Raw genomic sequence first — 18,150 nt, 5'->3', positions numbered from 1 at the left:
CGCGCACCGTTCGACGGCGACATGATGCCGGAAGACGACGCCACCCATCCCCCCGACGGCGTCGCCGACAGGAGCATCGTGACGCTGAGTGAGGTGATCCCCGCGCGCCTCGACGAGGACGCGCCCGCGGACGGAACCGCGACCCCGATCCGGGTGGCGTCGGTCCCCGCGAGTCATGTGTACGTGGAGCATCTGCAGCCCGAGCGGCACCGGACGGCGCCGCCCGTGCTCCGACTCCCCGACCCCGACCCCGACGACCCGGGCCGATCCGCGGTGTCGCGGTGGTGGCCCCCGGTGATGCTGGAGCCCGAGTGGGTGCGCGCCAATCGGGGTTTCGACCTGCTGCACCTGCAGTTCGGGTTCGACGCCCGCACGCCCGCGCAGCTCGCCGGGCTCGTGGCGGCGCTGCGGGAGACCGGCCGCCCGCTCGTCTACACCGTGCACGACCTGCGGAACCCCCACCACGACACCCGGGAGCTGCACGACGAGCAACTCGACGTGCTCATCCCCGCGGCCGACGCGCTCGTCACCCTGACCCGGGGCGCCGCCGACGAGATCGCGCGTCGCTGGCATCGCGAGGCGCTCGTGCTGCCGCATCCCCACGTCGTCCCGATCGAGCGGATGCGGGCGGTCGCCCCGCCGCGGCGGGACGGCGTCTTCCGGGTCGGTGTGCACGTGAAGAGCCTGCGCGCGAGCATGAACCCCCTCGCGGTGCTGCGCGTGCTCGTCGACGTCGTGCGCAGCATCCCCGGTGGGGTGCTGCAGGTCAACGGGCACCGTGACGTGCTGGAGCCGGACGGTGCCCGCTTCGACCCGGAGCTCGCGGGGTTCCTCCGCACGATGTCGGCGGGCGGCGCGCTCGAGCTGCACGTGCACGACTTCCTCCCGGACGACGAGCTCTGGGACTACCTCGAGTCCCTCGACGTGTCGGTGCTGCCGTACCGCTTCGGCACGCACTCGGGATGGCTCGAGGCCTGTCGCGACCTGGGCACCGCGGTCGTCGCGCCGACCTGCGGGTATTACGCCGACCAGGGTCCGGTGTACTCGTACGCGAACGACGAGCACGGTCTCGACGAGACCTCGCTCGCCGCCGCCGTGCTCGCCGCCTTCGAGGACGGGGCTCCCGAGCCGCTGTCGCCGGAGGCCCGGGCGGCGCAGCGCGACTGGGTCGCCGCCGAGCACGCCGCGCTCTACGAACGGCTGTGCCGATGACAGGCCTGCGCATCTGTCTCATCGCGTCGAGCCGGTTCCCCATCGCGGAGCCGTTCGCCGGTGGGCTCGAGGCGCACACGCACGCCCTCGCATCGGCGATGCGCGCCCGCGGGCACCGGGTCACGCTGTTCGCGGCGCCCGGCTCCGACCCGGACCTGCTGGCCGAGACGCTCGAGGTCGACGCGTTCGAACCGTCCGAGCGCGCCCGCCGCGACGTCGGCGCCGCCCCGGACGCGTTCATGCGCGAGCACCACGCCTACCTCGCCCTCATGCTGGACCTCCAGCGCCACGGCCGCCGCCGCTTCGACGTCGTGCACAACAACTGCCTGCACCACCTGCCGGTCGCCATGTCGGCGGCGCTCGACGTCCCGCTCGTCACCACGCTGCACACCCCGCCCACCCCGTGGCTGGAATCGGCGATGCGCCTCGCGGGCGGGCGTACGACGGCCGTGGCGGTGAGCGCGGCGACCGCCCGGCAGTGGGCGGGAACGGTCGACGCCGGGGTGATCCGCAACGGGGTGGACGTCGGCCGGTGGCGACCGGGGCCGGGTGGCGCGGACGCGGTCTGGTTCGGCCGGCTCGTCCCCGAGAAGGGGCCCCACCTCGCCATCGACGCGGCCAAGGCGGCCGGGATGCGGTTGGTGCTCGCGGGGCCCGCGCACGACCGCGCGTACTTCGACGACGAGATCGCGCCTCGGCTGAGCGCCGACGTCCGGTACGCCGGGCATCTCGCCGGAAGCGCCCTCCGCCGGCTCGTGGCGTCGTCGCGCGTCGCACTGGTGACGCCGTGCTGGGACGAACCGTACGGACTCGTCGCCGCGGAGGCGATCGCCTGCGGCACCCCCGTCGCCGCCTTCGCACGCGGCGGGCTCACCGAGATCGTCGGCCCCGACGCGGGACGCCTGGCCGCCCCGGACGACGTCGCGGGCCTCGCCGCCGCGATCGTGGCGGCCGCGGACCTTCCGCGCGCCGGAGTGCGCCGCCACGCCGAGACGCGGCTGTCGCTCGACCGGATGGTGACCGAGTACGAGGAGCTGTACCTCTCCCTGAGCCGGATGCGCACGGCGGCGTGATCGGCTACTACATCCACCACCACGGCCGGGGCCACCTCGACCGGGCGCTCGCGATCGCCGCGGCGAGCGCGACACCGGTCACCGGGCTGTCGTCGCTGCCTCGACCGGACGACTGGGCGGGCCCGTGGATCGACCTGCCGATGGACGACGGCGACGCGGCGGCGGATGCGGACGCCCACGGCCTGCTCCACTGGGTCCCCGTCGGCAGTGTCGGGCTCGCGGCCCGGATGGCGGCGGTGACCGCGTGGATCGTCTCGGCCCGCCCCACCGCGATGGTCGTCGACGTCTCGGTGGAGATCGCCGTCCAGGCACGCCTCCTCGGCGTTCCGGTCGTCACGATGGCACTGCCCGGTACCCGCACCGACCCCGCCCACGCCCTCGGCTACGGCCTGTCCGCCGCGATCATCGCCGCGTGGCCCCCGGGCGCCGCGGGCTGCCTCCACGGGATGCCGGACGCAGCGGCGGCACGCCTGCATCCGGTGGGCGCGATCTCGCGCTTCCCGCCCTTCGCCGCCACCGCCCCCGAGCCCCGGCACGTGCTCGTGTTCGCCGGCTCCGGCGGCGACGGCCTCACCCCCGGGGTCGTCGACGCGGCGCGGTCCGCGACCCCGCACTGGACCTGGCTGCACATCGGGGGCGGATCGGGCGCCTGGCTCGACGACCCGCGGGAGGCGCTCGCGGCGGCGTCGGTGGTCGTCACGACCGCCGGCCAGGGGGCGCTCGCGGAGGTCGCGGCGGCCCGCCGACCCGCCGTCGTACTGCCCCAGGAGCGTCCCTTCGGCGAACAGGCGGCGAGCGCGCGGGTGCTCGCCGACGGTCCGTGGCCGGTCGTCGTCCGCGATCGGCTGCCGGCGCCCGGCGGCTGGGAACCCCTCCTGGACGAGGCCGCCGCGCTCGACGGTCGACGGTGGGACGGCTGGAACGACGGCGACGGCGCCGCGCGCGCCGCCGAGATCATCCACCGGGTCGCGACAGGAGGACTCCGCTGATGCGCACCGCCGCCATCACCATCGCCCACGGCAGACACACGCACTGGGCGGCCCAGTGCGCCGCGATGGCCCGGGCCCGCCCCGGCCCGGACCGGCGCATCCTCGTCGCCATCGACGATCCGTACCTGGCCTCCTGGGCCGAACACGCCCGTACGGGCGTGGACGTGCTCGAAGTGGAGGCCGACACCGCGGGGCTTCCGCTCGCCCGGGCGCGGAACGCCGGGGCCGCGCGCGCGATCGCGGACGGCGCGGAACTCCTCGTCTTCCTCGACGTGGACTGCCTCCCCTGCCCCGAGCTGTTCGACGCATACGTCGCCGCCGCGACCGCCGAGGGCGGCCGTCTCCACTGCGGGCCGGTCACCTACCTGCCTCCGGCGCCGCACGGCGGCTACGACTTGACCAGGCTCGCCGACCTCGACGATCCGCATCCGGCCCGGCCCGCCCCCGCGCCGGGCGAACTGCTCCACGACGACCGCCACGAGCTGTTCTGGTCGCTGTCGTTCGCGGTCACGGCCGACACCTGGACCCGCATCGGCGGGTTCCATGAGGAGTACGTCGGCTACGGCGGCGAGGACACCGACTTCGGGCAGGCCGCGGCGGCGGCCGGCGTCGGCATGTGCTGGGTCGGCGGCGCCCGCGCCTACCACCAGCACCACGAGGTCGAGTCGCCCCCGGTGCGGCACCTCGACGCGATCATCCGCAACGGCCGGGTGTTCCGTGACCGCTGGGGCTGGTGGCCCATGGGCGGATGGCTCGACGAGTTCGAGGAACTCGGGCTCGTCGCGCGCGAAGCGGACGGCGACTACGCGATCAGGCACAGGCCGCGTCACTAGGCTGGTCTCCCCGCACGAAGGAGAGCGCCGTGACCCCAGCCGCGAACCCCGCGCACGCACTGCCCGATGCCGAGATCGCCGCGCTCGAGGGAGACATCGACGCCCTCCGCACCGGCGCCCGGCTGTGGTCGCAGCTGACCCTCGGCCAGCGCATCACGCTCCTCGAACGCATCCGCGAGGGCGTCGGCGCCGTCGCGGCCGAGTGGGCCGACGTCGCCGCCACCTCGAAGGGACTCGGCCCGGGCCACCCGGCCCGTGGCGAGGAGTGGATGTCCGGGCCGTACGCCGTGCTCGGCGCGCTCGACGGGTACCTCCGCACGCTCCGCCGGCTCGCCCGCGGCGGCAGTCCGCTCGACGGCGTCCGCATCGACGCGGCACCGGGTGACCGCATCCGCGCCCACGTCTTCCCCGCGACCGGCACGGACCGACTGCTGCAGTCCGGGTTCACCGGCGAGATCTGGCTGCGCCCCGGCGCGACGGCCGCGGACGCGGTGCGACGGGCGGGCCTCGGACAGCTGCGTCCCGGTGCCGAGGCCGGCGTCGGGCTCGTGCTCGGCGCGGGCAACATCACCTCGATCCCGGTGCTCGACGTGCTCTACGAGCTCCTCGCCGACAACCGGGTGTCGCTGTTGAAGGTGAACCCGACGCAGGATGCGCTCGTGCCGGTGTTCGAGCGCGCGCTTGCACCGCTCATCGGTCCCGGGATGCTGCGCATCGTCCGCGGCGGCGGCGACGTCGGGGCCTACCTGACCGCGCACCGGGCGTTCGAGCACGTGCACATCACCGGGTCCGCGGTGACGTTCGACGCGATCGTGTGGGGTACCGGCGGCACCGCGACGAGGCGCCGCCGCGAGGACCGGCCGAAGCTGAAGTCCCCGATCACGGCCGAGCTCGGTGGGGTGTCGCCCATCATCGTGGTGCCCGGCCGCTGGACCGACGCCGACCTGCGGTTCCAGGCCGAGCACGTGGTGACCATGCGCCTGCACAACAGCGGGCACAACTGCATCGCCGGGCAGGTGGTGCTGCTGTCGAAGGACTGGCCGCAGAAGGACGCCTTCCTCCGCGCCCTCCGCGACGCCTACGACGCCGCCCCCGAGCGCCCGGTCTGGTACCCGCGCAGCGACGACAAGCTCGCCGCCGCCGACGCGGACTACCCGGACGCGGCGCGCTGCGGCGACGGCACGAGGCGCCTGGTCGACGTCACCGAAGCGGATGCGGCGGCCATCGAGTCCACGGAGTACTTCGCGCCGGTGCTCGGCGTTGTCGAGCTCTCCGGCCTCGGGCAGGCGTTCCTCGACGCGGCCGTCGACCATGCGAACGAGAAGCTCACCGGCACCCTGGGCGCCAACATCCTCATCGACCCCGAGACCGAGGCCGCACTCGGTGACGGGTTCGACCGGGCGGTCGCGGCGCTCCGCTACGGCGGCATCGCGATCAACACCTGGACCGGCGTCGTCTTCGCGACCCCGGTGCTCTCGTGGGGCGGCTTCCCCGGCAGCACCCTCGCCGACGTCGGCAGCGGCCTCGGCATCGTGCACAACACGAGCCTGCTCGCCGACGTCGAACGGTCCGTGCTGCGAGGCCCGTTCCGGCCCTTCCCGCGGGCACTGACCGGCGGCCGGTTCACGGTGCTGCCGAAGCCGCCGTGGTTCGTCACCTCCCGCACCGCGACCGCGGTCGGCGAAGGACTCACCCGCTACCTCGTCGACCGCGACCCGCTCGGGCTCGCGGTGACCCTGACGAAGGCGATGGGCGCGTGAGCCGGTCCGCGCTCACCGCGGACTACATCGTCGTCGGGGCGGGCTCCGCCGGTGCCGCACTGGCGGCGCGGCTCAGCGAGGACCCCGCGACGTCGGTCGTCCTGCTCGAGGCGGGCGGGCCCGACAAGGCACTCGAACTGCACGTGCCGGCCGCGTTCTCGCGCCTCTTCCGCGGGCCCTACGACTGGGACTACGACACGGTCCCGCAGCCGCAGCTCGACGGCCGCACGGTGTACTGGCCCCGCGGCAAGACGCTCGGCGGGTCGTCCTCGCTCAACGCGATGATGTGGATCCGCGGCTTCGCCGCCGACTACGACGAGTGGGCGGAGACCGCCGGCGAACGGTGGAGCTGGGACGCGCTCGTGCCGTACTTCCGCCGCGTGGAACGCACGAGCGACGCCGCCGACCCGAGCCAGGGCGTCGACGGCCCGCAGTGGGTCGAGCACCAGCGCGACCCGCGCCCGCACACCGCCGCGTTCCTCGAGGCGGCCCGGCAGGCGGGGCACCGCGTCACCCCCGCCAACCTCCCCTCCGACCAGGGATTCTCGCAGACGATGGTCACCCAGCACCGCGGCGCGCGGGCATCCACCGCCGACACGTACCTGCGGCCCGCCCGGCGCCGCCGCAACCTGCGGGTGCTGACGGGCGCGCACGTCCGGCGCGTGACGTTCGCGGGCACCCGCGCCACCGGTGTGTCCGCCGACATCGCCGGCGTCACCCGGCAGCTCACCGCACGCCGGGAGGTGGTGCTCGCCGGCGGCGCGATCAACACCCCGCAGCTGCTGATGCTCTCGGGCATCGGGCCGGCGGACCACCTCGACGACCACGGCATCCCGGTCCGGGTCGACAACCCCGGCGTCGGCGCGAACCTGCAGGACCACCTCGTCGCGGGGCTCGCCCCGGGTGCGCGCGGCGGCACCCTCTTCGGCGCCGAACGGCGTGCGGAGCTGCTCCGCTACCTCAGCGGTCGGCGCGGGATGCTGAGCTCCAACGTCGCCGAGGGCTACGGCTTCGTCCGCACCGACGTCGCCGACGCGCTGGGCGCACCCGCCGGCCTTCCCGACATCGAGATCATCTTCGCCGCGGCGCCGTACGTCGGCGAGGGGCTCGTGCCGCTCCCCGCCGAGGGGCTCACCGTGGGCGCGATCCTGCTGCGGCCACGGTCGCGCGGCAGCATCCGGCTCGCATCCGCGGATCCGCTCGCCCACGCGCTCATCGACCCGGCCTACCTGTCCGACCCCGACGGGGCCGACTGGGAGACCATGCGCGCCGGACTCCGCGCCTGCCTCACCCTGCTCCGCACGCCCGCGCTGCAGGCGCTGACGGACGGCTGGGTGCAGCCTGCCGACGCCGACCGGATGAGCGACGAGGAGCTCATCGACACCTCGATCCGCCGCTACGCGCACACGCTGTACCACCCGGTCGGCACCGCCCGGATGGGCGAGGACGCCGCATCCGTCGTCGATCCGGAGCTGCGGGTGCGCGGCGTGGAGGGCCTGCGGGTCGCCGACGCGTCGGTGATCCCATCCCTCATCCGCGGGCACACGAACGCCCCGGCGATCGTCATCGGCGAGGTCGCCGCCGACCTCCTCCGCGCCGCCCGCTGAGCCGCCTGCCCACGGCGCGCGCGGCCGCCGAACCGGTCGCGTACGGTCGCCCGCAGCGTGCACAACTGCGGAGACGACGCGCGACACGCCGGGCCACCGGCATCCGGGCCCGGCGTGTCGGCCGCGAACTCCGCAGTTGTGTCCGCGCGCGATGCGGCCGAGCGCCGTGCCCGGGCGCCGAGTCAGCCGGCGAAGCGGTCGGTGGCGGCGCGGAGCGCGGCGGCGATCCCCGGCTCGCTCGCGGCGTGGCCCGCATCCGGGACGACCGTGAACTCGGCCTCCGGCCAGGCGCGGTGCAGGTCCCACGCGGTCATGATCGGGGTGCACACGTCGTAGCGACCCTGCACGATGACGCCCGGGATGTGCCGGATGCGGTCGACCTGCGCGATGAGCTGGTTCTCGCCGAACCAGCCGCCGTGGGTGAAGTAGTGGTTCTCGATGCGGGCGAACGCCGTCGCGACCGCCGCGTCCTGCATGTCGGCGATCTTGTCCTCGTCGGCCTGGAGCGACACGGTCGCCGCCTCCCACGTCGACCACGCCACCGCGGCCGGGCGGTGCACCGCCGGGTCCGGGTCGAACAGGCGCCGGTGGTACGCCTCGATGAGGTGCGCACGCTCCAGCACCGGGATCGGCGCGAGATAGTCCTCCCACCGGTCGGGGAAGAGTGCGGCCGCCCCGCCCTCGTAGAACCACTCCAGCTCGTGCGGGCGGAGCGTGAAGATGCCGCGCAGCACCAGCTCGGTCACATGGTGCGGATGCGCCTCGGCGTAGGCGAGCGCGAGCGCGCTGCCCCATGACCCGCCGAAGACCTGCCACGCGTCGATGCCGAGGTTCTTCCGGAGCAGGTCGATGTCGGCGACGAGGTGCCAGGTGGTGTTGTGGGTGAGGTCCGCGTCGGGCTCGCCGGCGTGCGGCGTGCTGCGACCGCATCCGCGCTGGTCGAACAGCACGATCCGGTACCGCTCGGGGTCGAAGAACCGCCGATGCCACGGGCTCGTGCCGCCGCCGGGACCGCCGTGGAGGAAGACGACCGGCTTGCCGTCGGGGTTGCCCGACTGCTCCCAGTACAGTCGATGCCCGTCGCCCACGAGCAGCATCCCGGTCTCGTAGGGCTCGACGGGTGGGTACAGGATCCCGTCGAGTTCGCTCACCGTCATAGGCTCACGGTACTGCGCCGTGCCCGCGCCACCGGGGATCTCAGGCGACACGGTGGCGGACGGCCCGCGCCCGGGAGGAAGGGAACCGCGATGGAGAGTCTCATCGTCGTCGTGCTGGGGGTGGTGCTCATCGTCGCGGTGACGGCGGTGGGCCGCCGGGTGAACATCGCGGCGCCCCTCGTGCTCGTCGCCGTCGGGCTGCTGCTGGCGGCGGTGCCGTTCGTGCCGGACCTGCCGCCGATCGACCCGGAGTGGATCCTCATGGGGGTGCTGCCGCCGCTGCTCTACTCCGCCGCGGTCAACGTGCCGGCGATCGAGTTCCGGCGCGACTTCACCCCCATCGCGGGGCTCTCCGTGCTCCTGGTGGTGGTCAGCGCGCTGGTGCTGGGGCTCTTCTTCACCTGGGCCGTCCCGGGACTGCCGTTCCCGGTCGGGGTCGCCCTCGGGGCCATCCTCAGCCCGACGGATGCGGTCGCCACCGGCATCGTGAAGCGCATGGGCATCGCGCCGCGGGTCGTGACGATGCTCGAGGGCGAGAGCCTGCTGAACGACGCGACGGCGCTGGTGCTCCTGCGCACGGCGATCGTCGCGATCGCGGGCGGGTTCTCCTTCGGACTCACGATCGGCACGTTCGCCTGGGGCGTGCTGCTGGCCCTCGTCATCGGCGCCGTGGTCGGCTGGCTGAACCTCCGCGTGCGGCGCTGGGTCGGAAACCCGGCCGCGAACACCGCGTTGAGCTTCGCCGTGCCGTTCATCGCCTACCTGCCCACGGAGGAGCTCGGCGGTTCCGGACTCGTCGCGGCCGTCGTCGCCGGCATCGTGACCGGCCAGGGCGCCGCCCGCTGGTTCACCCCCGAGCAGCGCCTCTCGGAACGGCTGAACTGGCGCACGGTCGAACTCCTGCTCGAGGGCGGGGTGTTCCTGGTCATGGGGTTGGAGCTCTCCGACGTCGTCGACCGCAACTTCGCCGAGCACGACGGGCTCTGGCACGGAACCTGGCTCGCGTTCAGCGCGCTGGGCATCGTCCTGGCGGTGCGGGCGCTGTACGTCACGCTCATCATCTGGGGCCAGGGCCGGCGCGCGAAACGCTTCAGTCATGCCGACCTCGACCGCATCGGGGCGCGCGTCGACGCCGCCGAACGCGCCGGCACCCGCCCGTGGGGCCATCCAGCCCGGCAGGAGCGCCGGTTCGAGGCGGTCCGCCGGCGCCTGCGCCGCCTCTCGGCGGACCTCGACTACTACCGGGAGTCACCGCTCGGGTGGAAGCACGGCGCACTCATCGTGTGGGCCGGCATGCGCGGTGTCGTGACGCTGGCGGCGGCGCAGACCCTCCCCACCGACACCCACAGTCGACCGCTGCTCGTGTTCGTCGCGTTCCTCGTCGCGGTGATCAGCCTGCTCCTGCAGGGGCTGACCCTGCCCGCCGTCGTCCGCGCACTCCGTTTCACGCGCGCCGAGGAGGACCGTGAGGAGGAGGACGAGGACGCCCCGGAGGAGGACGAGCGCCTCCGGGACGAACTCCGCGAGGCGGCCGCCGCGCAACTTCGCGATCCGGGCCTGCGCAGACGCGACGGCGCACCGTTCGACGCCGACACCGTCCGGCATGCGCGGGAGCGCCTCGCGCAGCTGCCGGAGCACGCGCCCCGGCTCGACACCGACGAGCTGCTGGAGCTTCGGGTCGTCATGATCGAGGTCATGCGCCGCCGGCTCGTCGAACTCACCGCCACCGGGCGCTACAGCACCCCCGTGCTGCGGCACAGCCTCGCGGAACTCGACGCCGACCAGCTGAGCCTGCAGCTGAAGCTCGACGACGAGGACGGCGAGTAGGCACGGGCCCACGCTCGGTGGACAATGGAGGGAAGGACGAGGAGGCGATGTGACCGAGCACACGCACGCGGCACCCGAGGGCGACGCCGCGACGACGAGTCCGATCCACCTGCCACACGACGCGTCCACCTGCGTCCGCTGCTTCCACGAGCTGGAGGAGGACCGCGACTGGTGGCGCGCCCGCCCCGCCGGGTCGCGGCTGGTCGGCATCGTCGTGAACCGCGACGACATGCCGTCGGTGGTCGAGCAGCGCAACGAGCTCGCCCGGTTCGGCGTGCCGATCCACGGCTTCCGGCACCCCTCGCCCGACCCGCTCGAGTCGTGGGAGCAGCGGCTCAGCCGGCTGTTCGGGCGGCTGACGAAGGGCGACGTGGTCGTCGTGACGAGCGTGCATGCGCTCGGCCGCGACCTCGAGGAGGAGACCCGCACGGTCGCGGAGCTGCAGCGCCGCGGCGTCGTGGTGAAGGTGCTCGGGCACGGCGCCCGCCACCTGTTCGACGCCGGACGCTGAGCCCGGACGCCTGCGGCCCGCGATCAGTTCGCGCGCCAGCATCCTTCGACGTGGTCGTCGACCATGCCGGCCGACTGCATCAGCGCGTACATCGTCGTCGGCCCGACGAACCGGAACCCCCGGGCGCGCAGGGTCTTGCTCATCGCCGCCGACTCCGGCGTGACCGCGGGCACATCGGCGAAGGCGCGGGGCCGCGGCCGGGCCGGCGGGGCGAACGACCACAGCAGCGCGTCGAGCTCGCCCGGCGCCATCGCCGCGACGAGCGCCGCGTTCCCGATGACGGCGAGGATCTTCGCACGGTTGCGGATGATGCCCGCATCCGCCATGAGCCGCTCGACGTCGTCGGCGCCGAACCCGGCGACGACCCCGGGCTCGAAGTCCGCGAACACCTCGCGGAACCGGGGACGCTTGCGCAGGATGGTGATCCAGCTAAGCCCGGCCTGGAACCCCTCGAGGCTCATCTTCTCGAACAGCGCACGGTCACCGTGGAGCGGCCGCCCCCACTCCTGGTCGTGGTAGCGCTGATACTCCGGATCGGCGCCCGCCCAGGCGCAGCGGTCACGCCCGTCGGGGCCGGTCAGCAGGTCGGTCACCCGCCCACCATACGACCCGCCCCCGACGGCTGCCGGGGGCGGGTGACGGTCACTTCTTCGACTTCTTGTGCAGCGTCTTCTCGGAGACCGGCGCCGTGCCGGACGCCTTGAGCTCGGCGTAGTAGGCGGCCGCCTCGTCCTGGCGCTGCTGCTCGGCACCCGACGCGATGGGCGCACGGACGTGCTCGGGTTCGAAGCCCCACGCGTCGACGAGGTCCTGCGCGTGCGGGCGCAGCCGCAGGCAGAGCCGGTCGATGTAGCGGGAGACGGTGCCGGCACGCTGCGCGGACAGCCGGCCGTTGATGAGGTACCAGGCCAGGTGCTTCTCGATGAGCGAGAGCCCGAACAGGTCGCGCACCCAGGTGAGCACCTGCAGCGTGCCGTCGTCGCTCACCTTGTGGAGCGCGTCGGTGAACGCCTCCCACTGCAGCAGCTCACCGTGGGCGCGGGCGGCCTCGATGAGCTCGGCCTGGTTCTCGTTGAACAGGGCGGCGGCGGCCTCCGGGCTCAGCTTGGATGCGGGACGAAGGCGGCCGGCGATGTCCGAGACCATCTGCTGCACGCGGTCGGCGAGCAGCTGGTGCTGCTGGTCCTCGCGCAGCCCGAACTCGACCGACCGGGCGCTGGAACCGAAATCGGCGACCGTCTGCCCGAGGCGGCGCAGGCCCGCGCCGTGGAACACCTTGCCCGCGGTCTGGCCGACGGCGTAGCGGGCGAGCTTCGCCGCATCCGCACCCTTGAACTGCTTCGCGAAGTCGCCGAGCAGGCGCTTGCCGACCAGCTGCAGCAGGACGTTGTTGTCGCCCTCGAAGGTGGCGTAGACGTCGAGGTCGGCGTGCAGGCCGACCAGGCGGTTCTCGGCGAGGAAGCCGGAGCCGCCGCACGCCTCGCGGCATTCCTGGATCGTGTCGAGCGCGTTCCACGTGCTGAGGGGCTTCAGCGCCGCGGCGAGCGTCTCGAGATCCTCACGCTCGGTCGGGGTGTCGGTGCGGCCGCTGAAGACGCCCTCGAACTTCTTCAGGAACTCGTCGTGCGCGAACGCCTGCGCGTACACGGTCGCGATCCGCGGGATGAGGCGGCGCTGATGCTTGCCGTAGTCGAGCAGCACGATCTCGGGGGTGCCGGCGCCGGAGTCGAACTGGCGACGCTGGTTCGCGTAGGTGGTGGCGATGTACAGCGCCAGCGCGGTGCCGGTGGTGGCGGCGCCGTCGAGCGAGATGCGACCCTGCACGAGCGCGCCGAGCATCGTGAAGAAGCGGCGGCCGGGGCTCGGGATCTCGCTGGAGTACGAGCCGTCGGCGGCGACGTCGCCGTACCGGTTGAGGAGGTTCTCGCGCGGCACACGGACCTGGTCGAAGTGCAGTCGGCCGTTGTCGATGCCGTTCAGGCCGCCCTTGACCCCGTCGTCCTCGCCGCCGACGCCGGGGAGGAAGTTGCCCTCCTCGTCGCGGATCGGCACGAAGAAGCAGTGCACGCCGTAGTTCACGCCGCCGGTGATGAGCTGCGCGAACACGGTCGCCGCGCGGCCGTGCACGGCCGCGTTGCCGAGGTAGTCCTTCCACGCCGCCCGGAACGGCGTGTGGATGACGAACTCCTCGGTCTCGGGGTCGTACGTGGCGGTGGTGCCGATCGCGGCGACGTCGGAGCCGTGCCCCGTCTCGGTCATCGCGAACGCACCCGGCAGCTTCAGCTGCGCGACGTCGGCGAGCCACTTGTCGTGGTGCTTCTTCGTGCCGAGCTGCTGGATCGCGGCGCCGAACAGGCCCCACTGCACGCCGGCCTTGATCTGCAGGCTCGGGTCGGCGAGCACGAGCTCCTCGAAGCCGGCGATGTTGGCGCCGTTGTCGTCCATCCCGCCGTACTCCTTCGGGTACGCGCGGGCGGAGGCGCCGTTCTCGACGAGCAGGTGCAGCTGGCTGAGCACGCGCTCGCGGTGGTCGGCGACGCTCAGGCCGTCGACGCGCCAGAACGCGGGGTCCTTGATCATCGCGCGCGCCTGACGGCGGGTGTCGGCCCAGGTGCCGAGCAGCATGTCGTTGACGGCCGCCAGGTCGATGCGCGGCTCGGCTGCCTCGGCCGCCGAGTGCGCGGCGGTCGGCGCACCACCGGCGGGGGTGCGCTTGTTCGTGGCGGGCTTGCGGGAACGGATGACGGCGTCGGCCATGACCTCACCCTTCGGTGTGACGGACAGTGGATGTCATCCTCGACGGTAGGACTCCCACAAGGGCACCCCAACTCGGTTGGACACCCTCGACAATCGCCCCGGACGCCGTCGCCCCGGCGGATTGTGCCCTCCCCACAGCGGTGCGGGCCGCATCCGGTGTCCGTCCGGGCGGTGGGGGCCGCATCCGGTGTCCGCCTGGGCGGTGCGGCCGCATCCGGTGTCCGTGGAGCGGTGGGGCCGTTCGGAACCGGTGTCCGTCGGGGCGGTGCGTGGACGTCCGTGTGCGGTGCGTGCTTCGTCGTGCTGTGTGCCGCGCGTGCACAACTGCGGAGATGGTCGCCGACACGCCGCGACCACCGCGCCGCGGGGCGGCGTGTCGCACACGGACTCCGCAGTTGTGCTCGCCCAGACCGACGCCCACCTGTCGCGAACTGCTGCCGGCGGCGACCACGAGCGACAGGCGACCGGATGCGGCGGGCACCGGATGGCGGCGGGCACCAGATGCAGGGCGCGAGCGTGGCGGTGATGCGCAAAACTCCGGACATTCCGACGGCTGCCACCGGGTCACGCGGATCGCGGGGGCCCTCCCCGCATCCGTCCTGAGTTCTGCACGGCGGCGACGCCGCGGCCGACGGGCCACCCACGGCGGCGAGCGCGGGCACGGGCCGGGCGGCGGGTCAGTGGCGGGAGACGACCTCGAGCACGGCCTCGCCGAACGCCTCGCGCTTCTTCGCACCGATGCCGCTGATGCCGTCGAGGTCGCCCATCGACTGCGGCCGGGTCGCGGCGAGCGCGCGGAGCGTCGCGTCGCCGAACACGATGTACGCGGGCACGCCCTGCTCCCGCGCGGTCGCCGCACGCCAGGCCCGCAGCGCCTCGAAGAGCTCACGGTCGCCCTCGGGCACGTCCGACGGCGCGGCGGACTTGCGCGTGCGCGGGACGCTCACCCGGCCCATCACGTCGTGCCGCAGCGGCACCGGGGTCTCGCCGCGCAGCACGCCGCCCGCCTCCTCCCCGAGGCCGAGGGTGCCGTACTCGCCCTGCGCGACGAGGATGCCGCGGGCGAGCAGCTGCCGCACGACGCTGCGCCAGTCCTGGTCGCTGAGGTCGGCGCCGAGCCCGTACGTGCTCAGCGCGTCGTGACGCTGCTGGCGGATGCGGTCGGTGTCGGCGCCGCGGAGGATGTCGATGAGGTGCCCCGCACCGAACGCCTGACCGCGCTCCCGCTGCAGCCGCACGATGGTCGAGAGCAGCTTCTGCGCCGGCACGAGTCCGTCGAACGTCTCGGGCGGGGTGAGGCAGGTGTCGCAGTTGCCGCACGGCTGGGAGTCCTGGCCGAAGTAGCCGAGGAGGTTCTGCCGGCGGCATCCGACCGTCTCGCACAGCGCGAGCATGGCGTCGAGGTGCTGCCCGAGGCGCATCTTGAACGTGCGGTCGCCGGGGCTCTGGTCGATCATGCGGCGCTGCTGCACCACGTCGCCGAGGCCGTAGACCATCCACGCCACGGAGGGCTCGCCGTCGCGGCCGGCTCGACCGGTCTCCTGGTAGTACCCCTCCACGGACTTCGGCAGGTCGATGTGCGCGACGAAGCGCACGTCGGGCTTGTCGATGCCCATGCCGAACGCGATCGTCGCGACCATGACGACGCCGTCCTCGCGGAGGAAGCGCGACTGGTTCGCGGCCCGCACCTCGGCCGGGAGGCCGGCGTGGTACGGCAGGGCGTCGACGCCCTGCGCCGCGAGGTACGCGGCGGTCTGCTCGACGCTCTTGCGACTGAGCGCGTAGACGATGCCGGCTGCACCCTCGGGCTGCGAGCGGATGAACGCCACGAGCTGCCGGCGCGGGTCGACCTTCGGCTCGATCCGGTACTGGATGTTCGGGCGGTCGAAGCTCGCGACGAAGTGGCGGGCGTCGGGCAGCCGCAGCCGCTCCGCGATCTCCCGGTGGGTCTCGCGGGTGGCGGTGGCGGTGAGCGCCATCCGGGGCACACCGGGGAAGTCGTCGGCGAGTTCGCCGAGCTGCAGGTAGTCGGGGCGGAAGTCGTGGCCCCACTGCGACACGCAGTGCGCCTCGTCGATCGCGATGACGCTCAGGCGCCCGCGCCGCAGGAGCGACTTCGTGGCGACGAGGTTCAACCGCTCCGGCGCGACGTAGAGCAGGTCGAGCTCGCCGGACAGGTACGCCTGCTCGGTCGCCTGCCGCTCGGCCATGGACTGCGTGGAGTTCAGGTACGCGGCGTTGACGCCGTTCGCGCGCAGCGCGTCGACCTGGTCGTGCATGAGCGCGATGAGCGGGCTCACCACGAGCCCGGTGCCCTCACGGACGAGCGCGGGCACCTGGTAGGTGACGCTCTTGCCACCACCGGTCGGCATGAGCACGACGGCGTCGCCGCCGCCGACCACGTGCGCGACGATCTCGGCCTGGTCGCCGCGGAACGCGTCGTAGCCGTAGACCTCGGACAGGACGGCGAGCGGGTCGGCGCCGGTGTGGACGCGACGGGGCGCGGGGCGCACCTCGGGGGCGGATGCGGCGGCCCCGCCCGACCACGGATCGTCGGGCGGCGGGGCGAACTCGTCGTCGGGGGCCCAGTCGTCGGGCGGCACCCAGCCGTCGGGGAGCTCGTCGAAGCCCGCCGTGTCGTACCGGGGGACGGGGGGCTGCGAAGTCACCGTCCCAGCGTAACGACCGCCGCTGACAGTCGGCCGGTCAGCACCAGCGCTCGGCGAGCGCAGTCACGACCGAGAGGTTGCGGTTCGTCGCGACCCCCAGCATCCGTGCCGCCCCGAGCGGATCGACCTGCCCGGGCGTGTACCCCGCCCGCAGGAGGGCGTGGACGGCCCGGCCGCGCACGACCATCTCGCCGCGCTCGTCCGAACGCGCCTCGACGGCCGCCGCGGCCTTCGCGTCGAGTTCCTCCTTCAGCAGGTACACGTAATGGCGGTCGAGGCCGGTGCGCGTCGCGGACAGCTCGGCGGCGTCGCGGGCGAGCTCCGCGAACTCGTCGGCGCGGAACGCGATCACCGGCACCTCGAACCCGCGGTCGGCGAGGTACGCCCGCTCGAGCGCGGCTTCGACGCGCGCCCGCGACCGCATCGCGGTGCCGAGGCGGACGTTCCCGGTGTTCAGGTGGGTGGCGACGTCGTCGAAGCCGGCGGCGGCGGTGGCCGCGACGATCGCGTCCTTCGGGAACACGCGGGTCGCGCCGAGGTTGATCGCGCGCAGGAACGCGAGCCAGGTGGTCATCTCACTCCCCTCCCGGGAACGACGACTTCAGTGCGAGCACCCGGCGGGCGGCCGCATCCACCGACTCGGCGAACGCCGGATCGGCCTGCGCCCGGGCGAGCACGGCGTCGTACATCTCGGCGAACACGGCCGGGTCGGCCGAGACCAGCACGACATCGGCGCCGGCGCCGATCGTCAGGAGCGCCCGGTCGGCGGGCGACCACCGGGCGACCTGCGCCGGCGCGGAGAGGTCGTCGGTCATCACGACGCCGTCGAACCCGAGGCGGCCGCGCAGCAGATCGGTCACGACCGCCGGCGAGAACGCCGCGGGGGCGCCGGGGTCGATCTGCTCGTACACGGCGGTGGAGAGCATCACGATCGCCGTGCCCTGGGCCAGCAGCATCCGGTACACGTCGACGTCGGGCGCGTCGGCCGTCACCTCGGTGTCGACCACGTCGGTCGCGTAATCGGTGTTCGCGGCCGCCCGCCCGAGTCCCGGGAAGTGCTTGAAGGTCGGCAGCACGCCGGCCACCCGCATCCCCTGCGCGAACGCGCCCGCGCACGCGGCGACGGTCGGCTGGTCGTAGCCGTAGTGGCGGCCTAGCCGGCCGATCGGCGGGTTCTGCCGTGCGGTCTCGGGACTCGTGACGATGTCGAGCACGGGCGCCAGGTTCACGTTGACGCCGGCGGCGGCGAGCTGTCCGCCCCACCGGAGGGATGCGGTGCGCAGGGCCCCGCATCCCTGCTGCGCCTGCGTGAGCGCCGTGGGCATGTCGTCGAACCCCGGGCCGGAGAGCACCTGCACGTCGCCGCCCTCCTGGTCGGTCGCGACCCACAGCGGGGGCGAGCCCGCGGGGACGAGCGAGGTGAACTGCGACACGAGCCCGGCGATCGCCTCGGTGCCCGCGTCGGATCGGCCGTGGAGGAACACCCCGCCCGCGTGGCGTTCGGCCACCGCGGCGAGCGTCGCCGGGTCGGCACCCTCGACCGGGGTGCCGACCATGAACAGCTGCCCGACGCGCTGCTCGAGCGTCAGCGCGTCGAGCGGATCGGCGGTGGCCGTGGGCGTCGGGGTCGGGGACGCCGTCGTCCGCGTCGGAGACGGATCGGCGGCGGGCTCGGGGGCGCACGCGGCACCGAGGAGGACGAGCGCGCCGAGCGCGATCGCCGCCGTGAGCCGCCGCATCCGCATCGTTCCAGTC

General features: G+C 73.7%; 14 protein-coding genes. 8 read left to right on the top strand and 6 right to left on the bottom strand.

Annotated elements, in window-relative coordinates; genetic code table 11:
• The first annotated feature begins 78 nt into the window (after positions 1 to 78).
• From ACWAUO_RS11590 to ACWAUO_RS11565, 6 genes are read left to right on the top strand one after another with little or no spacing between them, the layout of a single operon-like run.
• The gene (locus ACWAUO_RS11590) at positions 79 to 1,212 is read left to right on the top strand and encodes a glycosyltransferase family protein (protein ID WP_460775559.1); all 1,134 of its coding nucleotides are present in this window, start codon (positions 79 to 81) and stop codon (positions 1,210 to 1,212) included.
• Positions 1,209 to 2,285 (top strand): glycosyltransferase, encoded by a 1,077-nt coding sequence (locus tag ACWAUO_RS11585; protein WP_460775558.1) that lies wholly within the window; start codon positions 1,209 to 1,211, stop codon positions 2,283 to 2,285. The genes ACWAUO_RS11590 and ACWAUO_RS11585 overlap by 4 nt, the downstream gene beginning before the upstream one ends.
• Positions 2,282 to 3,274, top strand: a complete 993-nt coding sequence (locus tag ACWAUO_RS11580; protein WP_460775557.1) for a glycosyltransferase — start codon at positions 2,282 to 2,284, stop codon at positions 3,272 to 3,274. Before ACWAUO_RS11585 ends, ACWAUO_RS11580 begins: the two co-directional genes overlap by 4 nt.
• Positions 3,274 to 4,107, top strand: a complete 834-nt coding sequence (locus ACWAUO_RS11575; RefSeq protein ID WP_460775555.1) for a glycosyltransferase family 2 protein — start codon at positions 3,274 to 3,276, stop codon at positions 4,105 to 4,107. The genes ACWAUO_RS11580 and ACWAUO_RS11575 overlap by 1 nt, the downstream gene beginning before the upstream one ends.
• Positions 4,108 to 4,136: 29 nt before the next feature.
• Positions 4,137 to 5,867, top strand: a complete 1,731-nt coding sequence (locus ACWAUO_RS11570) for an aldehyde dehydrogenase family protein (RefSeq protein ID WP_460775553.1) — start codon at positions 4,137 to 4,139, stop codon at positions 5,865 to 5,867.
• Positions 5,864 to 7,474: a GMC family oxidoreductase gene (locus tag ACWAUO_RS11565; protein ID WP_460775551.1), complete on the top strand. Its 1,611-nt coding sequence runs from the start codon at positions 5,864 to 5,866 to the stop codon at positions 7,472 to 7,474. Before ACWAUO_RS11570 ends, ACWAUO_RS11565 begins: the two co-directional genes overlap by 4 nt.
• Before the next feature lie 182 nt (positions 7,475 to 7,656).
• On the opposite strand, the gene pip is transcribed toward ACWAUO_RS11565, so the two are convergent.
• Complete coding sequence (pip, locus tag ACWAUO_RS11560) at positions 7,657 to 8,631, bottom strand: prolyl aminopeptidase (protein ID WP_460775549.1); 975 nt, start codon at positions 8,629 to 8,631, stop codon at positions 7,657 to 7,659.
• A gap of 90 nt (positions 8,632 to 8,721) precedes the next feature.
• On the opposite strand from pip, the gene ACWAUO_RS11555 reads away from it, so the two are divergent.
• Both ACWAUO_RS11555 and ACWAUO_RS11550 read left to right on the top strand, forming a co-directional pair.
• Complete coding sequence (locus tag ACWAUO_RS11555; protein ID WP_460775548.1) at positions 8,722 to 10,458, top strand: cation:proton antiporter; 1,737 nt, start codon at positions 8,722 to 8,724, stop codon at positions 10,456 to 10,458.
• 49 nt (positions 10,459 to 10,507) lie between these two features.
• Positions 10,508 to 10,969, top strand: coding sequence for a recombinase family protein (locus ACWAUO_RS11550; protein WP_460775547.1), 462 nt, complete (start codon positions 10,508 to 10,510; stop codon positions 10,967 to 10,969).
• Between the two features lie 23 nt (positions 10,970 to 10,992).
• Here ACWAUO_RS11550 and ACWAUO_RS11545 read toward each other — a convergent pair whose 3' ends face one another.
• The 5 genes from ACWAUO_RS11545 to ACWAUO_RS11525 form a co-directional block, all read right to left on the bottom strand.
• A complete protein-coding gene (locus tag ACWAUO_RS11545) occupies positions 10,993 to 11,562 on the bottom strand; it encodes a DNA-3-methyladenine glycosylase I (RefSeq protein ID WP_460775545.1) in 570 nt (189 codons plus the stop codon).
• A 49-nt stretch (positions 11,563 to 11,611) separates the two neighbouring features.
• Positions 11,612 to 13,726, bottom strand: coding sequence for an acyl-CoA dehydrogenase family protein (locus tag ACWAUO_RS11540; protein WP_460775544.1), 2,115 nt, complete (start codon positions 13,724 to 13,726; stop codon positions 11,612 to 11,614).
• A gap of 677 nt (positions 13,727 to 14,403) precedes the next feature.
• On the bottom strand, positions 14,404 to 16,329 hold the full coding sequence (recQ, locus tag ACWAUO_RS11535; RefSeq protein WP_460775791.1) for a DNA helicase RecQ: 1,926 nt from the start codon (positions 16,327 to 16,329) through the stop codon (positions 14,404 to 14,406).
• Positions 16,330 to 16,432: 103 nt separating this feature from the next.
• On the bottom strand, positions 16,433 to 16,969 hold the full coding sequence (locus ACWAUO_RS11530; protein ID WP_460775543.1) for a DUF1697 domain-containing protein: 537 nt from the start codon (positions 16,967 to 16,969) through the stop codon (positions 16,433 to 16,435).
• A 1-nt stretch (position 16,970) separates the two neighbouring features.
• The gene (locus ACWAUO_RS11525; protein WP_460775541.1) at positions 16,971 to 18,140 is read right to left on the bottom strand and encodes a glycoside hydrolase family 3 N-terminal domain-containing protein; all 1,170 of its coding nucleotides are present in this window, start codon (positions 18,138 to 18,140) and stop codon (positions 16,971 to 16,973) included.
• Positions 18,141 to 18,150: the final 10 nt, after the last annotated feature.

It is taken from the genome of Microbacterium sp. GXF7504, assembly GCF_054798235.1.
The sequence above is the reverse complement of the archived record's forward strand: the minus strand, read 5'-3'. Positions and strand labels throughout refer to the sequence as shown.

Excerpts from the sequence above, each read along its gene's own strand:
- ACWAUO_RS11575 (WP_460775555.1), top strand. The coding sequence starts at position 3,274 with ATGCGCACCGCCGCCATCACCATCGCCCACGGCAGACACACGCACTGG.
- ACWAUO_RS11525 (WP_460775541.1), bottom strand. The coding sequence starts at position 18,140 with ATGCGGATGCGGCGGCTCACGGCGGCGATCGCGCTCGGCGCGCTCGTC.
- ACWAUO_RS11585 (WP_460775558.1), top strand. The coding sequence starts at position 1,209 with ATGACAGGCCTGCGCATCTGTCTCATCGCGTCGAGCCGGTTCCCCATC.
- ACWAUO_RS11555 (WP_460775548.1), top strand. The coding sequence starts at position 8,722 with ATGGAGAGTCTCATCGTCGTCGTGCTGGGGGTGGTGCTCATCGTCGCG.
- ACWAUO_RS11530 (WP_460775543.1), bottom strand. The coding sequence starts at position 16,969 with ATGACCACCTGGCTCGCGTTCCTGCGCGCGATCAACCTCGGCGCGACC.
- ACWAUO_RS11540 (WP_460775544.1), bottom strand. The coding sequence starts at position 13,726 with ATGGCCGACGCCGTCATCCGTTCCCGCAAGCCCGCCACGAACAAGCGC.
- pip (WP_460775549.1), bottom strand. The coding sequence starts at position 8,631 with ATGACGGTGAGCGAACTCGACGGGATCCTGTACCCACCCGTCGAGCCC.